Origin of the sequence: Nocardia sp. NPDC050175, from assembly GCF_044459885.1 — a bacterium.
GTDB lineage: Bacteria > Actinomycetota > Actinomycetes > Mycobacteriales > Mycobacteriaceae > Nocardia.
Genome location: NZ_JBITJI010000001.1, coordinates 523998 through 540279, shown reverse-complemented (window position 1 = coordinate 540279; position 16282 = coordinate 523998). Strand labels below are relative to the sequence as shown.

Sequence of the window (16282 nt, the reverse complement as noted above, 5' to 3'; positions counted from 1 at the left end):
CGTATTCGGTGCCGAGACAGACTCAGGCTGCGACGTCGAACAGCGTCAACTCTCGTGCGGCGGCGCGCTGTTCGGCACGCTCACGGATCGCGCAGGTCGGTCCGATCCCCAGCGCTACCGATTCCGTCGACAGCAGCCAACCGTGGCAGCGCCGACAGTGCGCAACGAGTCTGGCCTCGGGCTTGTTGTCAGTCTCGGCCATCCAACTCTCCTCCGGCCGTGGGTCGATATGTTCCCAGCCTGACACAGGGCACCGACACATAACGTTGCGAACTGCGCGCTAGGACACGGCGTCCCTGGCAGCTTGCACAGCCGCTGGGACTTGCTGGAGATACAGGCGGAATCCCTCTGCTTCTGGCTCGAAGCCCAGCGAGGTGTAGAGCCGATGCGCTCCGTCGGCGGCGTGGCGCTTATGGGATAAGAGTTGAACCTTGTTGCACCCGGCCGTTCGCGCGTCGCTGAGCAGGCGCCGCATCATCGCGCTGGCGATTCCCCGGCGGCGGTAGCTGGATTCGACGACGACGGCCTCGATGAACGCCGTTGGCGCACAGTTGTAAGTCACGTGCGGCATCAGCAGCTGAGTGGCGGTCCCCACCGGCTCGCCGTCGATCTCGGCGAGGTAAACGGTGAGATCGTCAGACCGCCGCATCATTCGGGCCCAGGTTCGCTGCTGAAGATCTGTCGCCGAGTGGCGCGATGCGTCGTCGGATTTGAGCTGGTCGTGGATTGTCAAGACAGCCAACAGATCTCCCGGGCCTGCCGTCCGGATTGCCAGGTCTCTCATGCGGGCAGTATGCCCGAGCTGCATCGGCGACGGCTCCAGCCGTGTCCGGCCTCAGGCGACGCGATATCGGTGCATCACCGCGGTGTCGAAGTGCTTCGTCTCGGTCAATTGGAGCTGGATGCGCTTGTCCAGCAATGGGAGGAACGGTGTGCCGCCGCCGAGCACCACCGGCATGAGGAATATCTGGTACTCGTCGATGAGGTCGTGGGGTATCAGTGCGGCTGCGAGGCCGGCGCCGCCGACCTCCATCACACCGTCGCCGCCGGCCTTGAGTTTGCGGACCTCCTCGACCGCGTTCTCGCTGACCAGCGTGCTGTTCCAGTGGACTTCGGTGAGCGTCCGGGAGAAGACGACCTTCGGCTTCGACGTCCAGAGCCCGGCGAACTCACGCTGGATAGGCGGCGCGTCCTCGGGTACGTGCGGCCAGTGCTCGGCCATCAGCTCGTAGAGGCGGCGGCCGTGCAACGAGATCTCGATCTCGCGGTACCGGTCGTTGTGGAACTGGTGCAACTCGTCATCCGGGTCGGTGTAGTCGATGTTGCCGTCGCGGTCGTTGATGTAGCCGTCCAGGGACACGCTGAACCCGTAGATCAGTTTCCTCATGACCGGTTAGACCTCCTGCGCGCTCGAAACTCATCGGCGGACATCGATATGATGCTTTGTCACTGTCGGTTGGTGGTGGATATCGAGGTCATCGGACGGACTTGCCCGATCATGCCGGTGAATGGCTTGAACTTCGTCGAATCCAACGAGCACGCGACCACTTTCAGGATGACGCTTCGTAGCGGGTGGCGATTTCGGCGGCATGGTTGTGCATAGCGGTGCGTAACCATTGGGGGGCAAGGGCTTCCGCGTTCGCACCGAGCTGCCACAGCGCCCATTCAGCGTGTTTCGGATCTTGGAAGGTCACCTCCAGCCGCAGCCAGCCGTCTGCGTCGGTTTCGTCGGTGCGGACGGCGAGTGCGGTGCTCAACAGTTCCGCCCGCTGTGCCGGGTTCACCCGTATCAGTACGGAGACTTGGTCGCCGGCGGTCCGGAACTGCGTGCTGCGTTCCTGCCAGGCCCGGTCCAGATCGACCCGGTCCGGTCGCTGTGCGAGTTCGGGGAGTTCCTCGGCGGCCAAGATCCGCGACAGCCGGTAGGTGCGGTCCGCGCCAGATCTCGTGGCCAGCAAAAAGCCCTGGTCGCGCACGGTGACCAAGCCGATCGGATCGACCGTGCGCCACTGCGGGAGCTGGTCCACCGCTGCGTAATGGATGCGCAGCTTGTGTCCGGCCAACACCGCGCGCCGGACCGCGGTCACGACGGCGTCGGGCACCTCCTCCGGGACGAGCTTGCGCGCGAAGAGGTCGGTCTCCGGGTCGATGAGCAATCGCTGGGCCGCGCCGGTCGCGGTGTCCCGATAGCTTTCGGGTAGCGCGTCGACCACCTTGCGGATGGCCGAGGCGAGCGCCGAGCCGAGTCCGAAAGCCTGTGCGCCGCGCCGTGATCCGGCGACGAGCAGGGCCAGTGTCTCGTCGTGGTTCAGTCCGATGAGCTCGGTCTGAAAACCGGGCAGCAGCGCGAAACCACCGTGCCTGCCGCGTTCGGCGTAGACCGGGACGCCTGCCGTGGACAGCGCCTCGATGTCACGCAGCACGGTGCGGGTGGATACCTCGAGCTCGCGCGCCAGCGCGGTTGCCGACAGCTGACCGTGCCTGCGCAGGAGCAGCACCAGTGACACCAACCGGTCCGCTCGCATGTGAAAAACTTTAGCCGGGATACACGACACAGGATGTCGTGATTCGTTGGCAGGCTTATCGGTATGACAAACAAGATCGTGGCCACCGAACCGAACGACCTGGGCAAGTACTTCATCGAGCGCGCCAACGCGGGCGACGTCGACGGACTGGTGGCGCTGTACGAGCCGACCGCGGTGCTGGAATTTCCGCCGGGCAACCTCGTGACCGGACATGCGGAGATCCGCAAGGTGTACGAGCAGTTCGTCGCGGCCGCACCGGTGCTCTCGCCGGGTCGGCAGCATCCAGCGCTGGTGAGCGGCGACCTGGCATTGACCGCGTCCACGCTGACCAGCGGTGAGGTGACCGTCGAGGTCGCCCGCCGCCAGCCGGACGGGTCCTGGCTGATTGCCGTTGACCAGCCGAACCTCGTGCCGTAGCGGCGAGCCGGGTGCTGCGATGAGGCGCATCGTGACGATCGGCGTGTACGGCTTCACCGTCGAAGCCTTCGTCGAGCAGCTCACCGGCGCGGGCGTGGGGTTGCTACTGGACCTCCGCCAGCGCCGCGGCGTGCGCGGCCACGAGTACTCCTGGGCGAACTCGGCCCGGCTCCAACTCGCGCTTGCCACAGCGGATATCGACTACCGCCACGTGCGGGAGTTGACGCCGACCACCGATATGCGGCAGGCCCAGTACCGCGCGGACGACCGCCAGGGCGTGGGCAAACGCAACCGCATCGCCCTGGCCCCCGAGTACGCCGAGCGCTACACCCACGAGATCCTCGACCCGTTCGACCTCGGCCCGCTCGTCGCCGAACTCCCGAGCGACTCGGCAACCGCCCTTTTCTGTGTCGAGTCCGACCCGGAGGCCTGCCACCGCTCGCTCGTGGCCGAACGCCTCCGCGTCGACCACGGCCTGTCGGTCACGAATCTCCGCCCGAGCTGAGCCATGTCGATCACCTGCCTGGCCCTGCGGAACGTCCGGTATCGCCTGCGGGTTCAGGCGGTCAGCGGTTGAGATCCGCAGCGCGATTCGAATGGCGAGTGGCGGTGGGCATCGGGCCGGTACGTTATCGTCGGCTCTATCGGGGATCGCCAGCTGCCCCAGCGAACCGTCTGTGCTGACCTGAAATGCGGTATCACGGAGGAATTGTGGATATTACCGAGCTGATTCTCGATGACCATCATGAGCAGCGGCGACTGTTCGCGATCCTGGAGCAGATCGATCGGGCGGAAACCGGTGTCCTGTCCGCGATTTGGGGCAGGCTGTCGACGTTCCTCGAGCTGCATGCGAAGGCGGAGGAGGAGATCTTCTACCCGGCGCTGCTCCAGGTTGGCATCGCGGCCAGGCGTACGGGCCGGGTGGAGGACGAGACGCTCGACGCGATCCACGACCACAACGAGATCCGGGATGCGATCGCCGAGGCCGGGCGTCATCGGGTCGGCACCGACGACTGGTTCGCGGCCGTGACGGCCGCGAACCTGGCCAACAGCGATCACATGGCCGAGGAAGAACGCGAGGGCCTCACCGACTTCCGTCGACTGGCCGGACTGCCGCGTCGCCATCAGCTGGCCGTCGCCTTCGCCGCGTACGAGGCGCGGAACTACGCGGGCGTCAAGCCGGTCGACCAGGATCCCGCCGAGTACGTCCGCGCGGTAGAGGAGAAGCTGCCGACTACGGAGCAGCCGCCGACCACGGGGAGCGGGTCGCTGAGTGTCGGCAGCCTGAAGCCGAACTGATCAAGCACCCAGCGCGAGCTGGATGAGCGCTTGCAGCGCGCCGTCGATGGGATGCGGCTGCGGCAGGCCCTCGGCGTCGAGCCGGTTCCACCGCTGCAGATTCACCGCGATCGACAGCTGCCGGGTGCCGTCGGCACTGGTCATCGATATCGCGCCGCCGCCCCAGACGGAACCGTCATGGCCCCAATAGATTCCGCGACCGGGCACGGTCAGCTTGTGCAGACCGAGACCGTACTCGATGGTCTTGCCCTCGAAAGAGATGACCGGACCCGTGCGTTGCATCTGCGCCAGCGACGATCGGCTGACGATCTCCCCGGCCAGCAGCAGACCGAAAAAGCGATTCAGATCGGCGACAGTCGATATCAGCGAAGCCGCACCCCCCACCCACGACATGTCGAAGACGCTGTAGTCGCGCGGCGGATCGATCATGCCGAACCACGCCTCGTAGAGCAGCGAATGCGACCCGTCGATATACGGTCCGTCCGGGAGTTCGGTATCCCGCAGCCCGGCGTGCTCGATGACATCGCGGGTGATACATTTCTCCGCCGACGTACCGCTCACCAACTCCAGAAGTTGGCACAGGAGAAGGTAATTGGTGTTCGAGTACACCCCGGGCGTGCCACCCGGCGTGCTGCAAGCAGGCGTCGAGACGCCCATCTCGATCAGCTCGGTCGGATGAAACTTGGTGAACCGGTGGTCATCCAGGCTCTGCGGCGTCGTTTTCCCCACGGCGGGAAAGGCCGCGAGCGACGGGTAGGCCCGCGGAAGATATTCGGTGAGACCGCTGGTGTGATTGATCAACATCCGGACCGTGATCGCCGCACCGCGTTCGCCGGGAACCAGCTTCGGCAGGTAGTGGCCGATCGGTGTGTCGAGGTCGATTTCGCCATTGTCGACCTGCTGCAGCACGGCGGCGGCGGTGAACGTCTTGGTGATGCTGCCGACGCGGTGCCGCATATCGGCGGTGACGGGGCGGCCGGAGTCGACATCGGCGACTCCCGCTGCGCCACGCCAGATGTCGTCGTGGTCGCGCACTTCGGCGAATACGCCGGGCACGCCTGCCTGGTGCAGGGTCTCCAGGGCGGTCCGCAGGTTCGCGGGATCGAGGGTGTTGGTCACGACGCGTGTCCTCTCGCTGTCGATAGGTGACGAGTGGCGGTCGGCTCGCCGACCGCACCCGATCACTATCGACCGAGCGGTCCCGCACCGTATTGGAAGAATTTCCCCCACGCCTGGTACCGATGCTGGGCGATGGTCGGCAGGTAGTGCCTCGTCAGCGCACCCGGCGTGTGGTCCGCGAAGATCGACACGTCTCGGCACAGATGAGCCTGATCGGTGTACCCACAGTCCATCGCGACGTCGGCCGCGGGCCTGCCCGCCAGCAAACCGTCGACCGCGTGCCGGAATCGGACCAGCATCGCCGCCCGCTTGGGCGCCAAGCCGATCTGCGACTCGAACCGCGACAACAGCCGCTTATGGCTCCAGCCAACGGATCCGGCGAGCTCGCCGATCTTCACCTGGCCGTGCGAGGTGAGTATCCGATGCCAGCCGGCGAGCACCTCCGGGTCCGGCGTCAGCGGCCTATCACGCTGTGTCAGAAACGATTTCGTCAATGCGAAACGCTCGTCCCAGGTCTGGGCCGACGCGAGTCGCTCGCGGAGTTGCTGAGCTCGCTGGCCGAGCAGATCGTCGAGCGCGACCGCGCCCCGGCCCAAATCCGTTGGGGAAACACCTAATAGCGAGTACGCCTGAATCGGCGACAACCGAATCTCGATGCACTCGGCCCGCTCACTGCGAATACGCATGGCCTCGACAGGCAGCCCGACAACGAACCCGCCGAGCGCCCGCTGCCCGAGCACATCGTCGACGATCACCTCGCGCCCACCGAATTCGATCACCACGGTGACCGCCGCCGTCCCGGCGACCCGAAGGTCCAACCCGGCCCCGCCCACATCGCGGTATCCGATCATCGCCACACCCCGCGGCACCGCCTCGGCCGGACCCGCGAAATCCCATGCCACATCAGGCTCGCGCCCGAAGTCCACAGCTCCCACCCATCCAGGCTACGGAAACATGCGAACACCGTAGGGTCGCGGCATGCTCGAGACGCGCCTTGATCTGGACCGAATCCACGCGGCCCGCCGCCTGATCGACCCGATATTCCAGAACACGCCGATGTATCAGTGCGAGGCGCTTGGCCGCGAACTCGGCTGCACCGTGAGCATCAAACTGGAAACGGCAAACCCGGTGCGCAGCTTCAAGGCCCGGGGCACCGAGCTCGTCGCGAGCCTGCTGGCCGAGCATGGCCGGACCGCCGCGGTGTGTGCCAGTGCGGGCAACCTCGGCCAGGCCCTCGGCTGGTCCGGTCGCCGCCGCGGCCTCGACGTGACGGTCGTGGCATCGCGCCGGGCGCCCGTCGCCAAACTGGATCGGATCCGCGCGCTGGGCGCGGAGTTGGAACTGGTGGACGGCGACATCGAAACGGCCCGCGAGCGCGCCGCGAATATCGCGCGGTCGCGCGGCATTCGGCTGGTCGAGGACAGTCTGGATGTGGAGACCTGTGAGGGCGCTGCGACGATCGGCCTCGAGCTGGTAGACGAGAAATCCGCTTACGACGCCGTCCTGATCGCCCTGGGCGGCGGCGCGATGGCCACCGGTGTCGGCTACGTCCTGAAGACCCTGCTGCCCGCAGTCGAGTTGGTCTGTGTGCAGCCCTCGGGTGCGCCCGCGATGACTCGGTCCTGGCACGAACGTCGAGTCGTCACCACCGAATCGACCGACACCATCGCCGACGGTGTCGCCGGGCGATACCCCATCCCAGAGGTTCTCGACGATCTCCTCGCGGTGGCCGACGACGCCGTGCTCGTCCAGGAGTCCTCGATCATCGCGGGCATTCGGTTGCTCCTGCGGCACACCGGCCTGATCGTCGAGCCCTCGGCCGCGCTCGGCATCGCTGCCGTGTTGGAGGACCGTGAACGCTTCGCCGGCCGCCACATCGTCACCGTCATCTGCGGCAGCAACGTCGACCTGGATGCTTATCACCGCTGGGTCTATCAGTGATCCGCGCCGAGCCTGACCGCCGGCGCGCTGAACCGCTGGTATGCCCGTCAGTCAGTGTGCAGGATACGAAAATGATGGCGTGCCAACGGATCTCGATCAACGACTTGAATCGGCGGGCGAGCCCATTGCCACACACTGATGCCCGGCGTGCGAGAGAACCGGATCTGCCCACGGGTACCTTCGACTGCAACGTGCGCCCAGGATTCGGCGATCCGGTCCGCGCCGTGCGACCGCAGCACCTCGGCGAGCACGGCGATCGTGTCGTAACCCTCGAAGGCGACGAAGGATGGCGGTGCGGACAGCCGCTCGCGCAGGGCCATCTCGACTCGCGTGCCGAGTGGGCCGAGGCGCTCAGGTAGGTAGCGCAAGAACGGGATCGCGGTGCTGTCGTCGCCCAATAGTGTTGCCCACTCGGCGAACTCGGGTTGCCCTGCCGGAGCACCGAGGGTGATCCCGGCGAGCCGCTGGTCGCGACGGACGGACTGGACGATCGACACTGCCGGGTCCGGGAAGCCGACCAGGAGCAGGAGCGCTGTCGAGCGATTCTCGACGAGCTCGTCGCACACGGCGGCGGGAGAGTGCGCGCGCATGTCGAGTTCGAGGACGGTGCCGCCGCGCGGCGCGAGATAGTCCCGCAGAATCCGAGTCCCGGATGCCCAATAGACGCTGGGCTGGGTTGCTACGGCGATCCGACGGTGCCCCGCGCTGAGCAGGAAGTCGGCGTAAACCCGCCAGCCCCGCGACTGTGGCGGAGCAAGCCGCGCAACCCATTCCGTCGGCCGCTCGGTGAGCGTATCGAGAACCGCCGACGAGCACAGAAACGGCATCCCGAGGTCATCGGCCCTGGCGGCAGCGGCGCGAGCGACGACGCTGTGATACTCACCCGCCAACGCGACCACGCCAAGATCAGCCAATTCATCCACGGCCGCCACGGCCCGCTGCGGATCCGCCGCGGTATCACGAACCACCAGCTCGACCGGTCTTCCGCCGACCCCGCCCGCCGCATTGACTTCACGAACCCCCAACTCGAGCCCCGCGAGCAAGTGTCGCCCGGCCTCCACCCACCCGGGCCGAGTCAACGGAACAAGAGCCCCGATGTGGACCGAAGTTCCGTCAGCACGCACCATGCCGCACATTGCACCGCCCACCATCGCAGCCAGTCAACCGATTTTCGAGGCGCTGACCTGCGAGGTTCGCCGAACATCGAGACGTCGAATCCTGTTGCGCAAAGAATTTCTTTATGGCTGCTTCAGACCGTCGGTACGGTCGATTTCATGGAATGGAGTTTTACTGCGGCCGAGGATCTTTCGACTGCGTTACGGGCTGGTGAAGTGACCTCGGTGGAGTTGACCGAGGCGGCGATCGCGCGGATCGAGCGCGACGACAAGGCGATCAACGCGATATGCGTACCGGATTTCGACAATGCGCGGGTCGCCGCCCGCGAGGCCGATCAGGCGCGGGCCGACGGCGAAGATCGACCGCTGCTCGGTATCCCGGTGACGGTCAAGGAGTGCTACAACATCGCCGGGCTGCCGACGACCTGGGGCATGCCGCAGTTCCGTGACTTCATCCCGGCCGAGGATGCGGTCCAGGTGGCACGGGTGAAGGCGGCGGGCGCGGTGGTGCTCGGCAAGACCAATGTGCCGCTGATGCTGCAAGAGTGGCAGAGCTTCAACGAGATCTACGGCACCACCAACAATCCGTGGGATCACGATCGCTCGGCGGGCGGCTCCTCCGGCGGCTCCGCGGCGGCCCTGGCGGCCGGCTTCGGCTCGCTGTCCCTCGGCACCGACATCGGCGGTTCGTTGCGCGTCCCCGCGCACTACTGCGGCGTCTACGCGCACAAGCCGACCGTTGGGCTGGCGGCGATCCGCGGCATGGTCCCGCCACCCGCGCCGGCTTTGCCGGTCGAGCACGATCTCGCTGTCGTCGGTCCGATGGCGCGCACCGCACGCGACCTCACGCTGCTGCTGGATGTGATGGCCGGACCGGACCCGCTGACCCGTGGCGTGGCCTACGACTTGCGGTTGCCGCCCGCACGGCACGAGCGGCTCGCCGATTTCCGGGTCCTGGTCCTCGAAGAGCATCCGCTCATTCCGTCCTCGGCCGCGGTGCGCGCGGGGGTGAACCGGGTGGCTGACGCGCTGATCGACGAGGGTGCCCGGGTCGAACGGCACAGTGCGCTGCTGCCCGATCTGAGCGACGCCGCGACGCTCTACATCCAGCTGCTGGTTTCCAACGTGGCCGCGGGCTATCCGGCGGAGCGGTACGAGCAGGTACAGGCCGGCTTCGCCGCGCTGAGCGACGACGACCACAGTGCCAACGCGACATGGTTGCGCAGTATGGCGTTCAGCCACCGCGACTGGGTGCAGGCGAACAACCGTCGCGAGTTCCACCGGGACGGCTGGCGGCAGTTCTTCGCCGAGTTCGATGCCGTGGTGTGTCCGATCGCGTCGACGCCCGCCTTCCCGCACGACCACGAGCTCGGTCTGTACGAGCGGCGGATCGATATCGATGGTGTCGAATACCCGTTCGTCGCCCAGATGGCCTGGGCCGGTCTGGCGACCATGCCCGGCCTGCCCGCCACCGCCATTCCGGCGGGCCGCTCACCCGAGGGCCTGCCGGTGGGTGTGCAGCTCATCGGTCCGATGTTCGAGGACCGCACCCCGCTGCGGCTGGCCGAACTGCTCGAGCAGAAGATCGGCGGCTTCCAGGCGCCGGAGTAGGGCGTAGTGCCGCTTTCGTCCCGTACGCGAGCTGTTCGGAGTGCCATACGAATTGGGCCCCCACTGTGACCTGTCCCGCATCTGCCGCTGGATAATGCGTTCTCGTGTCTGTACCGCTTAACGTCGCGGAGGCACAACAGCGTTGGTAGGGAAGGTGGCGGCGGGCGTGGTGGATACCCAGGCGAAGCTAGATGAGTTGGTCAAGATCCTGGCGATCGCCGAGGAACCGGCGGGTGAAGCCGGTATCGCCAAGCGGGAGAAGAAGGGCGTCCCGAGCGTCCGGCAGCGGATGCGCATGCTGCTCGACCCCGGGACGTTCATCGAGACCAATGCCTTAGCTCGTCAGCCCGACCAACCCGACGCCCTCTACGGCGACGGGTTGGTCACCGGTCGTGGCTTGATCGCGGGCCGCCCGGTGGTGGTGATCGCCCATGATCAGACGGTGTACGGCGGTTCGGTGGGTGTCACCTCCGCCCGCAAGTTCATGCGGGCGCTGCAGTTCGCGTTCGACAACGCGTGCCCGGTGGTGACGATCAACGATTCCGGCGGTGCGCGCATTCAGGACGCGGTCGGCTCGATCGCGTCGTTCGGCGATATCTCCCGGGTGCTGGAGAAGCTGTCCGGCTATGTGCCGCAGGTGTCGATCATTCTCGGCAAGTGCGCGGCGGGCTCGGTGTACGGGCCGATCAACACCGACGTGCTGATCGGCACCCGGGATTCGTACATGTTCGTCACCGGGCCCGAGGTGATCAAGGCCGTCATGGGTGAGGACATCACGGCCGAGGCGCTCGGCGGCGCGGAGGTCCAGGCCAAGCGCGGCACGCTGCACCACGTGGCCGACACCGAGCAGGCGGCCTACGACTGGGCCCGCCAGTACCTGAGCTACATGCCGACGAGCTGCCTCGAGCAGCCGACGGTCGTGAATCCCGGCCTGGAGCCGGAGATCACCGCGACCGATCGGGAACTCGCGAAGATCATCCCGGATTCGGATCGCGCCGGCTACGACATGCACGAGATCCTGCTGCGGATCTTCGACGACGGCGAATTCCACGAGGTGCGTACCGAATTCGCGCCGAACCTGATCACCGGATTCGCGCGGGTCGATGGCTTCCCGGTCGGTGTGATCGCCAACCAGCCGCTGGTGCTCGGTGGTTCCATCGACGCCGCCTGCTCGGACAAGTCGACGTACTTCATCCGGCTCTGCGACGCGTTCAACATTCCGCTGGTGTTCGTCGTCGACACCCCCGGCGTGCTGCCCGGCCTCGAGCAGGAAGCCAACGGTGTGATCATCCGCGGCGGCCGGGTCCCGCGCGCGATCATCGAGGCCACCGTGCCGATCATCAACCTGGTGGTGCGCAAGTCCTACGGCGGCGCGTACGGCATGATGGCGGCCCGGCAGGTCGGCGCCGACATCAGTTTCGCCTGGCCGACGGCCCGGATCGCGGTGATCGGCGCAGAAAGCGCGGTCGACCTCATCGGCAAGCGGCAGCTGGCTGCGGTCCCGGAGGAACAGCGGGCGGCCGCGCGCGAATTCATGGTCAACCACTACAACGAGACCATCGCCACCCCGTGGATCGCGGCCGAACGCGGCTACATCGACGCCGTCATCGAACCCGCCCGCACCCGCCTGGAGATCCGGCACGCGCTGAACCTGCTGCGCGACAAGCCGCCGGTGAAGCCGGGATTCAATCCACGAAAGCATGCCGTATACCCGATGTGAGTCCCGGCGGCGGCACGACAGCGCGACGAGATCGCTTACCACATTTAAGGTTTCGCTGTGCTGTCGTGCCGCTAGTCGCTCTGGTCTCCAGTGGTCGAGATCGCCTGTTCGACGTTCCAGGACAGCAGGATTCGGAGCGCGTCGTGCGAGGGTGTGCCCGGCTCGCAGGTGAGGACGAGCAGGCGTTGACCGGAGCCGTCGGGGCTGAGCCAGGTGTCGCAGTCCAGGGTGAGGTCGCCGACGACGGGATGCCGGTAGCTCTTGGTGCCGAAAGTCGCGGTGTTCACCTGATGTTCGGCCCACCAGGTGCGGAAGTCCTTGTCGCGCAGCGATAGTTCGCCGACCAGGCGGGCCAGCTCGGGGTCGTCGGGATCCCTCGCGGCCTCCATTCGCAGTGCTGCCACGGCCGTGCGAGCGTCGTGGGCCCACTGCGTGTGCAGGCTGCGGAAGGTGGGATCGGCGAAGAGCAGGTACACGTAGTTGCGTTGGGGTGCGGGGACTTTCGCGAAGTCGAGGTACAGGGCGCTCGCGCCGGAATTCCACTCGACGATGTCCATCCGCTGTCCGAGCACGAGGGCCGGTGTTTCGGTGAGCTGATCGAGCAGTCGCCGCATGGCGGGGCGAATGCGCTGGACAGTTCGCCGACGCCGCGGCCTGGCATCGGTCTTACCGGCCAGCTCGTAGAGGTAAGTCTGCTGATCCTCGTCCAGACGCAGGGCGCGCGCGAGCGTGCTGAGCACCGAGGCGGATACCCGCACGCGTCCCTGCTCGAGCCGCGTGTAGTACTCGACGCTGATGGACGCGAGTTGGGCCACCTCGGTGCGGCGCAGGCCGCGCACCCGGCGTCGGGTGCTCGTCTCGGGCAGCCCGACCTCGCGCGGGGTGAGTTGGGCCCGGCGTGCCTTGAGGAAGTCGCCGACCTGACCGGAGTCGGAGGGGAGCGTCATGGGTCCATTGTGGACTCGGGTGCGGTGCGAGTAGCAGGGCCACGATTGTGGCCAGTCACATTCGGGGCTCTTTTGCCCAGGTCACAGTGCCGCGACTGTGGAGGAATGACCAAGACAGATGTTCTCTTCGACAGTGCGGGTATCACCCTCGCCGGGCACCTCTACCTTCCCGGCCCGTCCCATGACCAGCCACGCCCCGCGATCGTCGTCGGACACCCTGGCAGCGGCGTAAAGGAACAGGCCGCTGGACTCTACGCGGCACTACTGGCCGAAAAAGGTTTCGTGGCGCTCGCTTTCGACGCTGCTTACCAAGGCGAGAGCGGTGGTGAGCAGCGTGGACTCGAGGATCCGGCCCAGCGCGTCGAGGATCTCAAAGCGGCCATCTCATACCTGACGACCCGGCCGGAGGTGGACGCCGACCGCATCGGCGCGCTCGGTATCTGCGCATCCGGCGGTTACGCGCTGGCCGCGGCAGGCAGCGACCATCGAGTGCGCGCGGTCGCGACCGTCAGCGGCGTGGATATCGCCCGCCAGTTCCGGCTCGGTGCCGACGGGACGCAGGACCCAGCGGTGTTCCAGAGCATGCTGGATGCCGCTGCGTCCGCGCGAACCGCGGCGGCCGGCGGTGCGAAGCCGGATCCGCTCACGCTCTTCCCGGAGACGATCGAGCAGGCGCGGGCGCTCGGCGGTGCGCACGGCGCGGAAGGTTTCGAGTACTACCGCACCCCACGCGGGCAGCACCCGCGCTCGGCGCGCTTCTTCGACTGGCGCAGCATCGACAAGATGGCCACCTTCGACGCCTTCGCCGCAGTGCCGTTGATCGGACGACGTCCGCTGCTCATGATCGTCGGTTCGCGCGCGGTCACCGTCTGGATGAGCATCGAGGCTTTCCAGAAGACGTTGGGTCCCAAGGAGATCCACTGGATCGACGGCGCGAGCCACGTCGACCTCTACGACAAAGAGCAGTACGTCGGCCCAGCGATCGAGAAACTAGCCGACCACTTCACGCAAAACCTCGGACCGAGCGCTCATCAGCCGGACCGACCCTGAGGGTCAATTGCCTTGGCCAGGCCAATGATCCGGCGGCAACGGCTTCACGACCGGATCTGTGTTGATGATATAGAAGGGCGAGGTCGGTTCGTGCTCATTGCTCTGATCGACCACCGTCAACATGCCGATGATGAGCGCCAGTGCCGCTATCGTACCGACCAGTGGCCGCACCCACCGTAATTGTGTCAATCGCCAGAGGCGCCACAGGTGCGCTAACCGCCATAGTCGCCACAGCTGCCCTAGCCGCCATAGTTGCCATTGCCGCACTTCGTCCATGCCACAGTCCCGTCGCCGCACTGCATAGGGTGAATCGCGCTGGCGGCCAGCGCGTTACAGCGGGCGCGTCGAACCGGCGGGTAGGGCGGCGATGTGCAAGCATCGGTCGCATGTCGATTGCAGCGGAATCCATTGCGCATCTGCGTCTCACGGTCTGTGACATCGACCGGTCGCGGGCCTTCTACGAAAAGGTCTTCGGCTGGCCGGTGGCATTGGAGATTCCGGCCGATGCCGACGACGAGACTCGGCAGCGGCTGGATTTCCTGCACGGCGGGGTGATTTATCGGATGCCGCACGGAATGCTCGGACTGCGCCCCGCGGCCACCGATCGCTTCGACGAAAACCGCGTCGGCCTCGACCATCTCGCGTTCGCGCTCGGCTCACTCGCCGAACTGGAAACCGCCGCCGCACATCTGGATGCCTGCGGCGTGGTGCGCGAGGAAATCAAAGACATCGGCGTCAGTTACATCTTGGAGTTCCGGGACCCGGACAATATCGCCCTGGAGCTGGTCGTTCGGAAGTAGTTACTTCGGAGCCGAACGCACGAGCTCGGTCCAGCCGGTCCAGCCCTGCTTGTTCAGCAGCTCGATCAGTCGACGGGTCGGTGGTGCGGTGTCGAATGCCAGGGTGTCGAGCAGTTCGACCAGCGACGGATCGATGTCGCCGCTGACGTGGTCCTGGCCTTGCTCATCGGCCAGTTGGGTGAGGTAGGCGGCCAGCCTGTCGACGAGTTCGATCAGCATCAGGTCGTTGTCGGTTCGGTCGAGGGCCTCGCTGAGGGTGAGATAGAAGTCGATGAGTGGTGGGTGCGCGATTTGTACTCGCTTGCGTGCGATCAACTCCGCGGCGCGCTCGGGGGAGCGCGCGGCCAGCGGAATCCAACCGTCCCGTTCGACCTGCACGATCCGTTCGTCGACCCCGAGTGCCCGCAGGTGATCGAGAAACTCGACCACCTGTGGCGGCAATGCCAGATTGTCGCCTGCCGCGAGCCGGGCGATCCGTTCGCGATGTTGCTGCCGCTGCCGGATCTCTGCTTGTAGCCGCTCATCGATGTCCGCGACGGCCGTGGCAAACTCCGCCGGGTCGGCTCGGAGCAGCTCCCGCACCCGGGCCAACGGCACGCCGGCCTCGGCGAGGGACCGGATCTTGATCAGCTCGACCACCGCACTCGCGTCGTACCGGCGATAGCCGGAGTGGTCGCGCTCCGGCTCCGGCAGCAGCCCTTTGGCGTGATAGTGCCGCACCGCGCGCACCGTGACTCCGGCGTACGCGGCCAGCTCGCCGATGGTCAGCATCGATCCAGTATGAGCTCGGCGACTTCCGGTACCCGGTCGACGACCAATGCGTGCGTGGCATCGAGCCACGATATGGCGATGTCCGGTTGCTCGCGGACGAGCCGTTCGATACCCGCCCGCCAGAGCCGATTGTGCCGCGGTGCACGACCTTCGCCGCTGTCGCCCGCCATCGAGGACGCCATGATCATGCGAATCGGACGATCGATCTTGCGATACCGGTCGAGGATGCCGGGCCCGACCATATCGATATCAATATCAATTCCGGACCGCAGCACGTCCAGCTCGAGATTGAGATCGAGGATCTCTTGCGCGGTCAGCGACACATGACGTGGAGTGCCTTTGATCGTCTCCTGCCACGCCGCCAGGTCCTCCCAGAGTGCACGAAACCCCGGCAGATCAGCCGCAGTAATGAACGGTGCGGGAATCGGATTCGCCCCGTCGATGAGAACGAGCTCCCCGACGGTCTCGGGATACTCGGCCGCATAATGCACAACCAGATCCGCACCGTACGAGTGGCCCGCGAGCACCGGCGCCGAGCCGAAGCCGAGCCGTCCTACCTCCGCCAGCACGGCGACGAAATCCCCGAGAAACGCCTCGAACGAATACCGGTCGCCACCCGAGGAAAGCCCATGCCCTCGTAGGTCGAAGCTCACCACATCGAAGTCCCGGCGCAACACCCCGATGAGCTCATGCAATTCGGCCTGCGTCGAGGTCAGCCCCGGGCACAGCACCAACGGCCGCCCTTCGCCGCCTCGGGACACCGAGATCGTCACCCCATCGTGGCGAACCGTGAATTGATCGATTTCCGTAGTCATGCCGACCATGTTGAAACGTTGACCCTGCGTCAGTGTCAACCCCGCGGTTACTTACTCGCGCCGAGTCAGCCGCGCGGTTCGCCCGCAGACGCGGAAGATGTTGCAACACAGTAACGATGGCCCCCAGACGGCGCGCGAATCCGAACTGGACT

At 66.3% G+C, this 16282-nt stretch carries 19 protein-coding genes; 8 read left to right on the top strand and 11 right to left on the bottom strand.

The window, feature by feature from the left end; all coding sequences use genetic code 11:
• Nucleotides 1–22 precede the first annotated feature (22 nt).
• The 4 genes from ACIBK2_RS02325 to ACIBK2_RS02310 all read right to left on the bottom strand — a co-directional run bounded on the left by ACIBK2_RS02325 (nucleotide 23) and on the right by ACIBK2_RS02310 (nucleotide 2525).
• Nucleotides 23–202, bottom strand: a complete 180-nt coding sequence (locus tag ACIBK2_RS02325; RefSeq protein WP_396962739.1) for a DUF6011 domain-containing protein — start codon at nucleotides 200–202, stop codon at nucleotides 23–25.
• Between the two features lie 78 nt (nucleotides 203–280).
• Nucleotides 281–784 (bottom strand): GNAT family N-acetyltransferase, encoded by a 504-nt coding sequence (locus ACIBK2_RS02320; protein WP_396964005.1) that lies wholly within the window; start codon nucleotides 782–784, stop codon nucleotides 281–283.
• Between the two features lie 51 nt (nucleotides 785–835).
• Entirely contained in the window at nucleotides 836–1387 is a 552-nt protein-coding gene (locus ACIBK2_RS02315; protein ID WP_396962737.1) for a dihydrofolate reductase family protein, read from the bottom strand.
• 163 nt (nucleotides 1388–1550) lie between these two features.
• Entirely contained in the window at nucleotides 1551–2525 is a 975-nt protein-coding gene (locus ACIBK2_RS02310) for a helix-turn-helix transcriptional regulator (protein WP_396962735.1), read from the bottom strand.
• Nucleotides 2526–2588: 63 nt separating this feature from the next.
• Here ACIBK2_RS02310 and ACIBK2_RS02305 point away from each other — a divergent pair, with 63 nt between their 5' ends.
• The 3 genes from ACIBK2_RS02305 (at nucleotide 2589) to ACIBK2_RS02295 (ending at nucleotide 4241) form a co-directional block, all read left to right on the top strand.
• Entirely contained in the window at nucleotides 2589–2942 is a 354-nt protein-coding gene (locus ACIBK2_RS02305; protein WP_379292226.1) for a YybH family protein, read from the top strand.
• A 19-nt stretch (nucleotides 2943–2961) separates the two neighbouring features.
• Nucleotides 2962–3447 (top strand): DUF488 domain-containing protein, encoded by a 486-nt coding sequence (locus ACIBK2_RS02300; protein WP_396962732.1) that lies wholly within the window; start codon nucleotides 2962–2964, stop codon nucleotides 3445–3447.
• Between the two features lie 206 nt (nucleotides 3448–3653).
• Nucleotides 3654–4241, top strand: a complete 588-nt coding sequence (locus ACIBK2_RS02295) for a hemerythrin domain-containing protein (RefSeq protein WP_396962730.1) — start codon at nucleotides 3654–3656, stop codon at nucleotides 4239–4241.
• Here ACIBK2_RS02295 and ACIBK2_RS02290 read toward each other — a convergent pair whose 3' ends face one another.
• Nucleotides 4242–5360, bottom strand: coding sequence for a serine hydrolase domain-containing protein (locus ACIBK2_RS02290; RefSeq protein ID WP_396962728.1), 1119 nt, complete (start codon nucleotides 5358–5360; stop codon nucleotides 4242–4244).
• A gap of 65 nt (nucleotides 5361–5425) precedes the next feature.
• Complete coding sequence (locus ACIBK2_RS02285; protein WP_396962726.1) at nucleotides 5426–6295, bottom strand: helix-turn-helix domain-containing protein; 870 nt, start codon at nucleotides 6293–6295, stop codon at nucleotides 5426–5428.
• A 43-nt stretch (nucleotides 6296–6338) separates the two neighbouring features.
• Between ACIBK2_RS02285 and ACIBK2_RS02280 the strand changes: the two genes are divergently transcribed.
• Nucleotides 6339–7301: a threonine/serine dehydratase gene (locus tag ACIBK2_RS02280; protein WP_396962724.1), complete on the top strand. Its 963-nt coding sequence runs from the start codon at nucleotides 6339–6341 to the stop codon at nucleotides 7299–7301.
• 47 nt (nucleotides 7302–7348) lie between these two features.
• On the opposite strand, the gene ACIBK2_RS02275 is transcribed toward ACIBK2_RS02280, so the two are convergent.
• Nucleotides 7349–8428 carry an ABC transporter substrate-binding protein gene (locus ACIBK2_RS02275; protein ID WP_396962722.1) on the bottom strand — a complete coding sequence of 360 codons (1080 nt, stop codon included), beginning with the start codon at nucleotides 8426–8428 and terminating at the stop codon, nucleotides 7349–7351.
• A gap of 147 nt (nucleotides 8429–8575) precedes the next feature.
• On the opposite strand from ACIBK2_RS02275, the gene ACIBK2_RS02270 reads away from it, so the two are divergent.
• Together ACIBK2_RS02270 and ACIBK2_RS02265 are read left to right on the top strand one after the other, a co-directional pair.
• Nucleotides 8576–10027, top strand: coding sequence for an amidase (locus ACIBK2_RS02270; RefSeq protein WP_396962720.1), 1452 nt, complete (start codon nucleotides 8576–8578; stop codon nucleotides 10025–10027).
• A gap of 166 nt (nucleotides 10028–10193) precedes the next feature.
• Nucleotides 10194–11747 (top strand): acyl-CoA carboxylase subunit beta, encoded by a 1554-nt coding sequence (locus ACIBK2_RS02265; protein WP_396962718.1) that lies wholly within the window; start codon nucleotides 10194–10196, stop codon nucleotides 11745–11747.
• Between the two features lie 71 nt (nucleotides 11748–11818).
• On the opposite strand, the gene ACIBK2_RS02260 is transcribed toward ACIBK2_RS02265, so the two are convergent.
• On the bottom strand, nucleotides 11819–12694 hold the full coding sequence (locus tag ACIBK2_RS02260; RefSeq protein WP_396962716.1) for a helix-turn-helix domain-containing protein: 876 nt from the start codon (nucleotides 12692–12694) through the stop codon (nucleotides 11819–11821).
• A gap of 105 nt (nucleotides 12695–12799) precedes the next feature.
• On the opposite strand from ACIBK2_RS02260, the gene ACIBK2_RS02255 reads away from it, so the two are divergent.
• A complete protein-coding gene (locus tag ACIBK2_RS02255; protein ID WP_396962714.1) occupies nucleotides 12800–13744 on the top strand; it encodes an alpha/beta hydrolase in 945 nt (314 codons plus the stop codon).
• A gap of 3 nt (nucleotides 13745–13747) precedes the next feature.
• Here ACIBK2_RS02255 and ACIBK2_RS02250 read toward each other — a convergent pair whose 3' ends face one another.
• The gene (locus tag ACIBK2_RS02250; RefSeq protein ID WP_396962712.1) at nucleotides 13748–13915 is read right to left on the bottom strand and encodes a hypothetical protein; all 168 of its coding nucleotides are present in this window, start codon (nucleotides 13913–13915) and stop codon (nucleotides 13748–13750) included.
• Between the two features lie 215 nt (nucleotides 13916–14130).
• On the opposite strand from ACIBK2_RS02250, the gene ACIBK2_RS02245 reads away from it, so the two are divergent.
• Nucleotides 14131–14544, top strand: coding sequence for a VOC family protein (locus ACIBK2_RS02245; protein WP_396962710.1), 414 nt, complete (start codon nucleotides 14131–14133; stop codon nucleotides 14542–14544).
• On the opposite strand, the gene ACIBK2_RS02240 is transcribed toward ACIBK2_RS02245, so the two are convergent.
• Complete coding sequence (locus ACIBK2_RS02240; protein WP_396962707.1) at nucleotides 14545–15315, bottom strand: MerR family transcriptional regulator; 771 nt, start codon at nucleotides 15313–15315, stop codon at nucleotides 14545–14547. It lies immediately after the preceding gene.
• Nucleotides 15309–16130, bottom strand: coding sequence for an alpha/beta fold hydrolase (locus ACIBK2_RS02235; protein WP_396962705.1), 822 nt, complete (start codon nucleotides 16128–16130; stop codon nucleotides 15309–15311). Before ACIBK2_RS02235 ends, ACIBK2_RS02240 begins: the two co-directional genes overlap by 7 nt.
• Nucleotides 16131–16282: the final 152 nt, after the last annotated feature.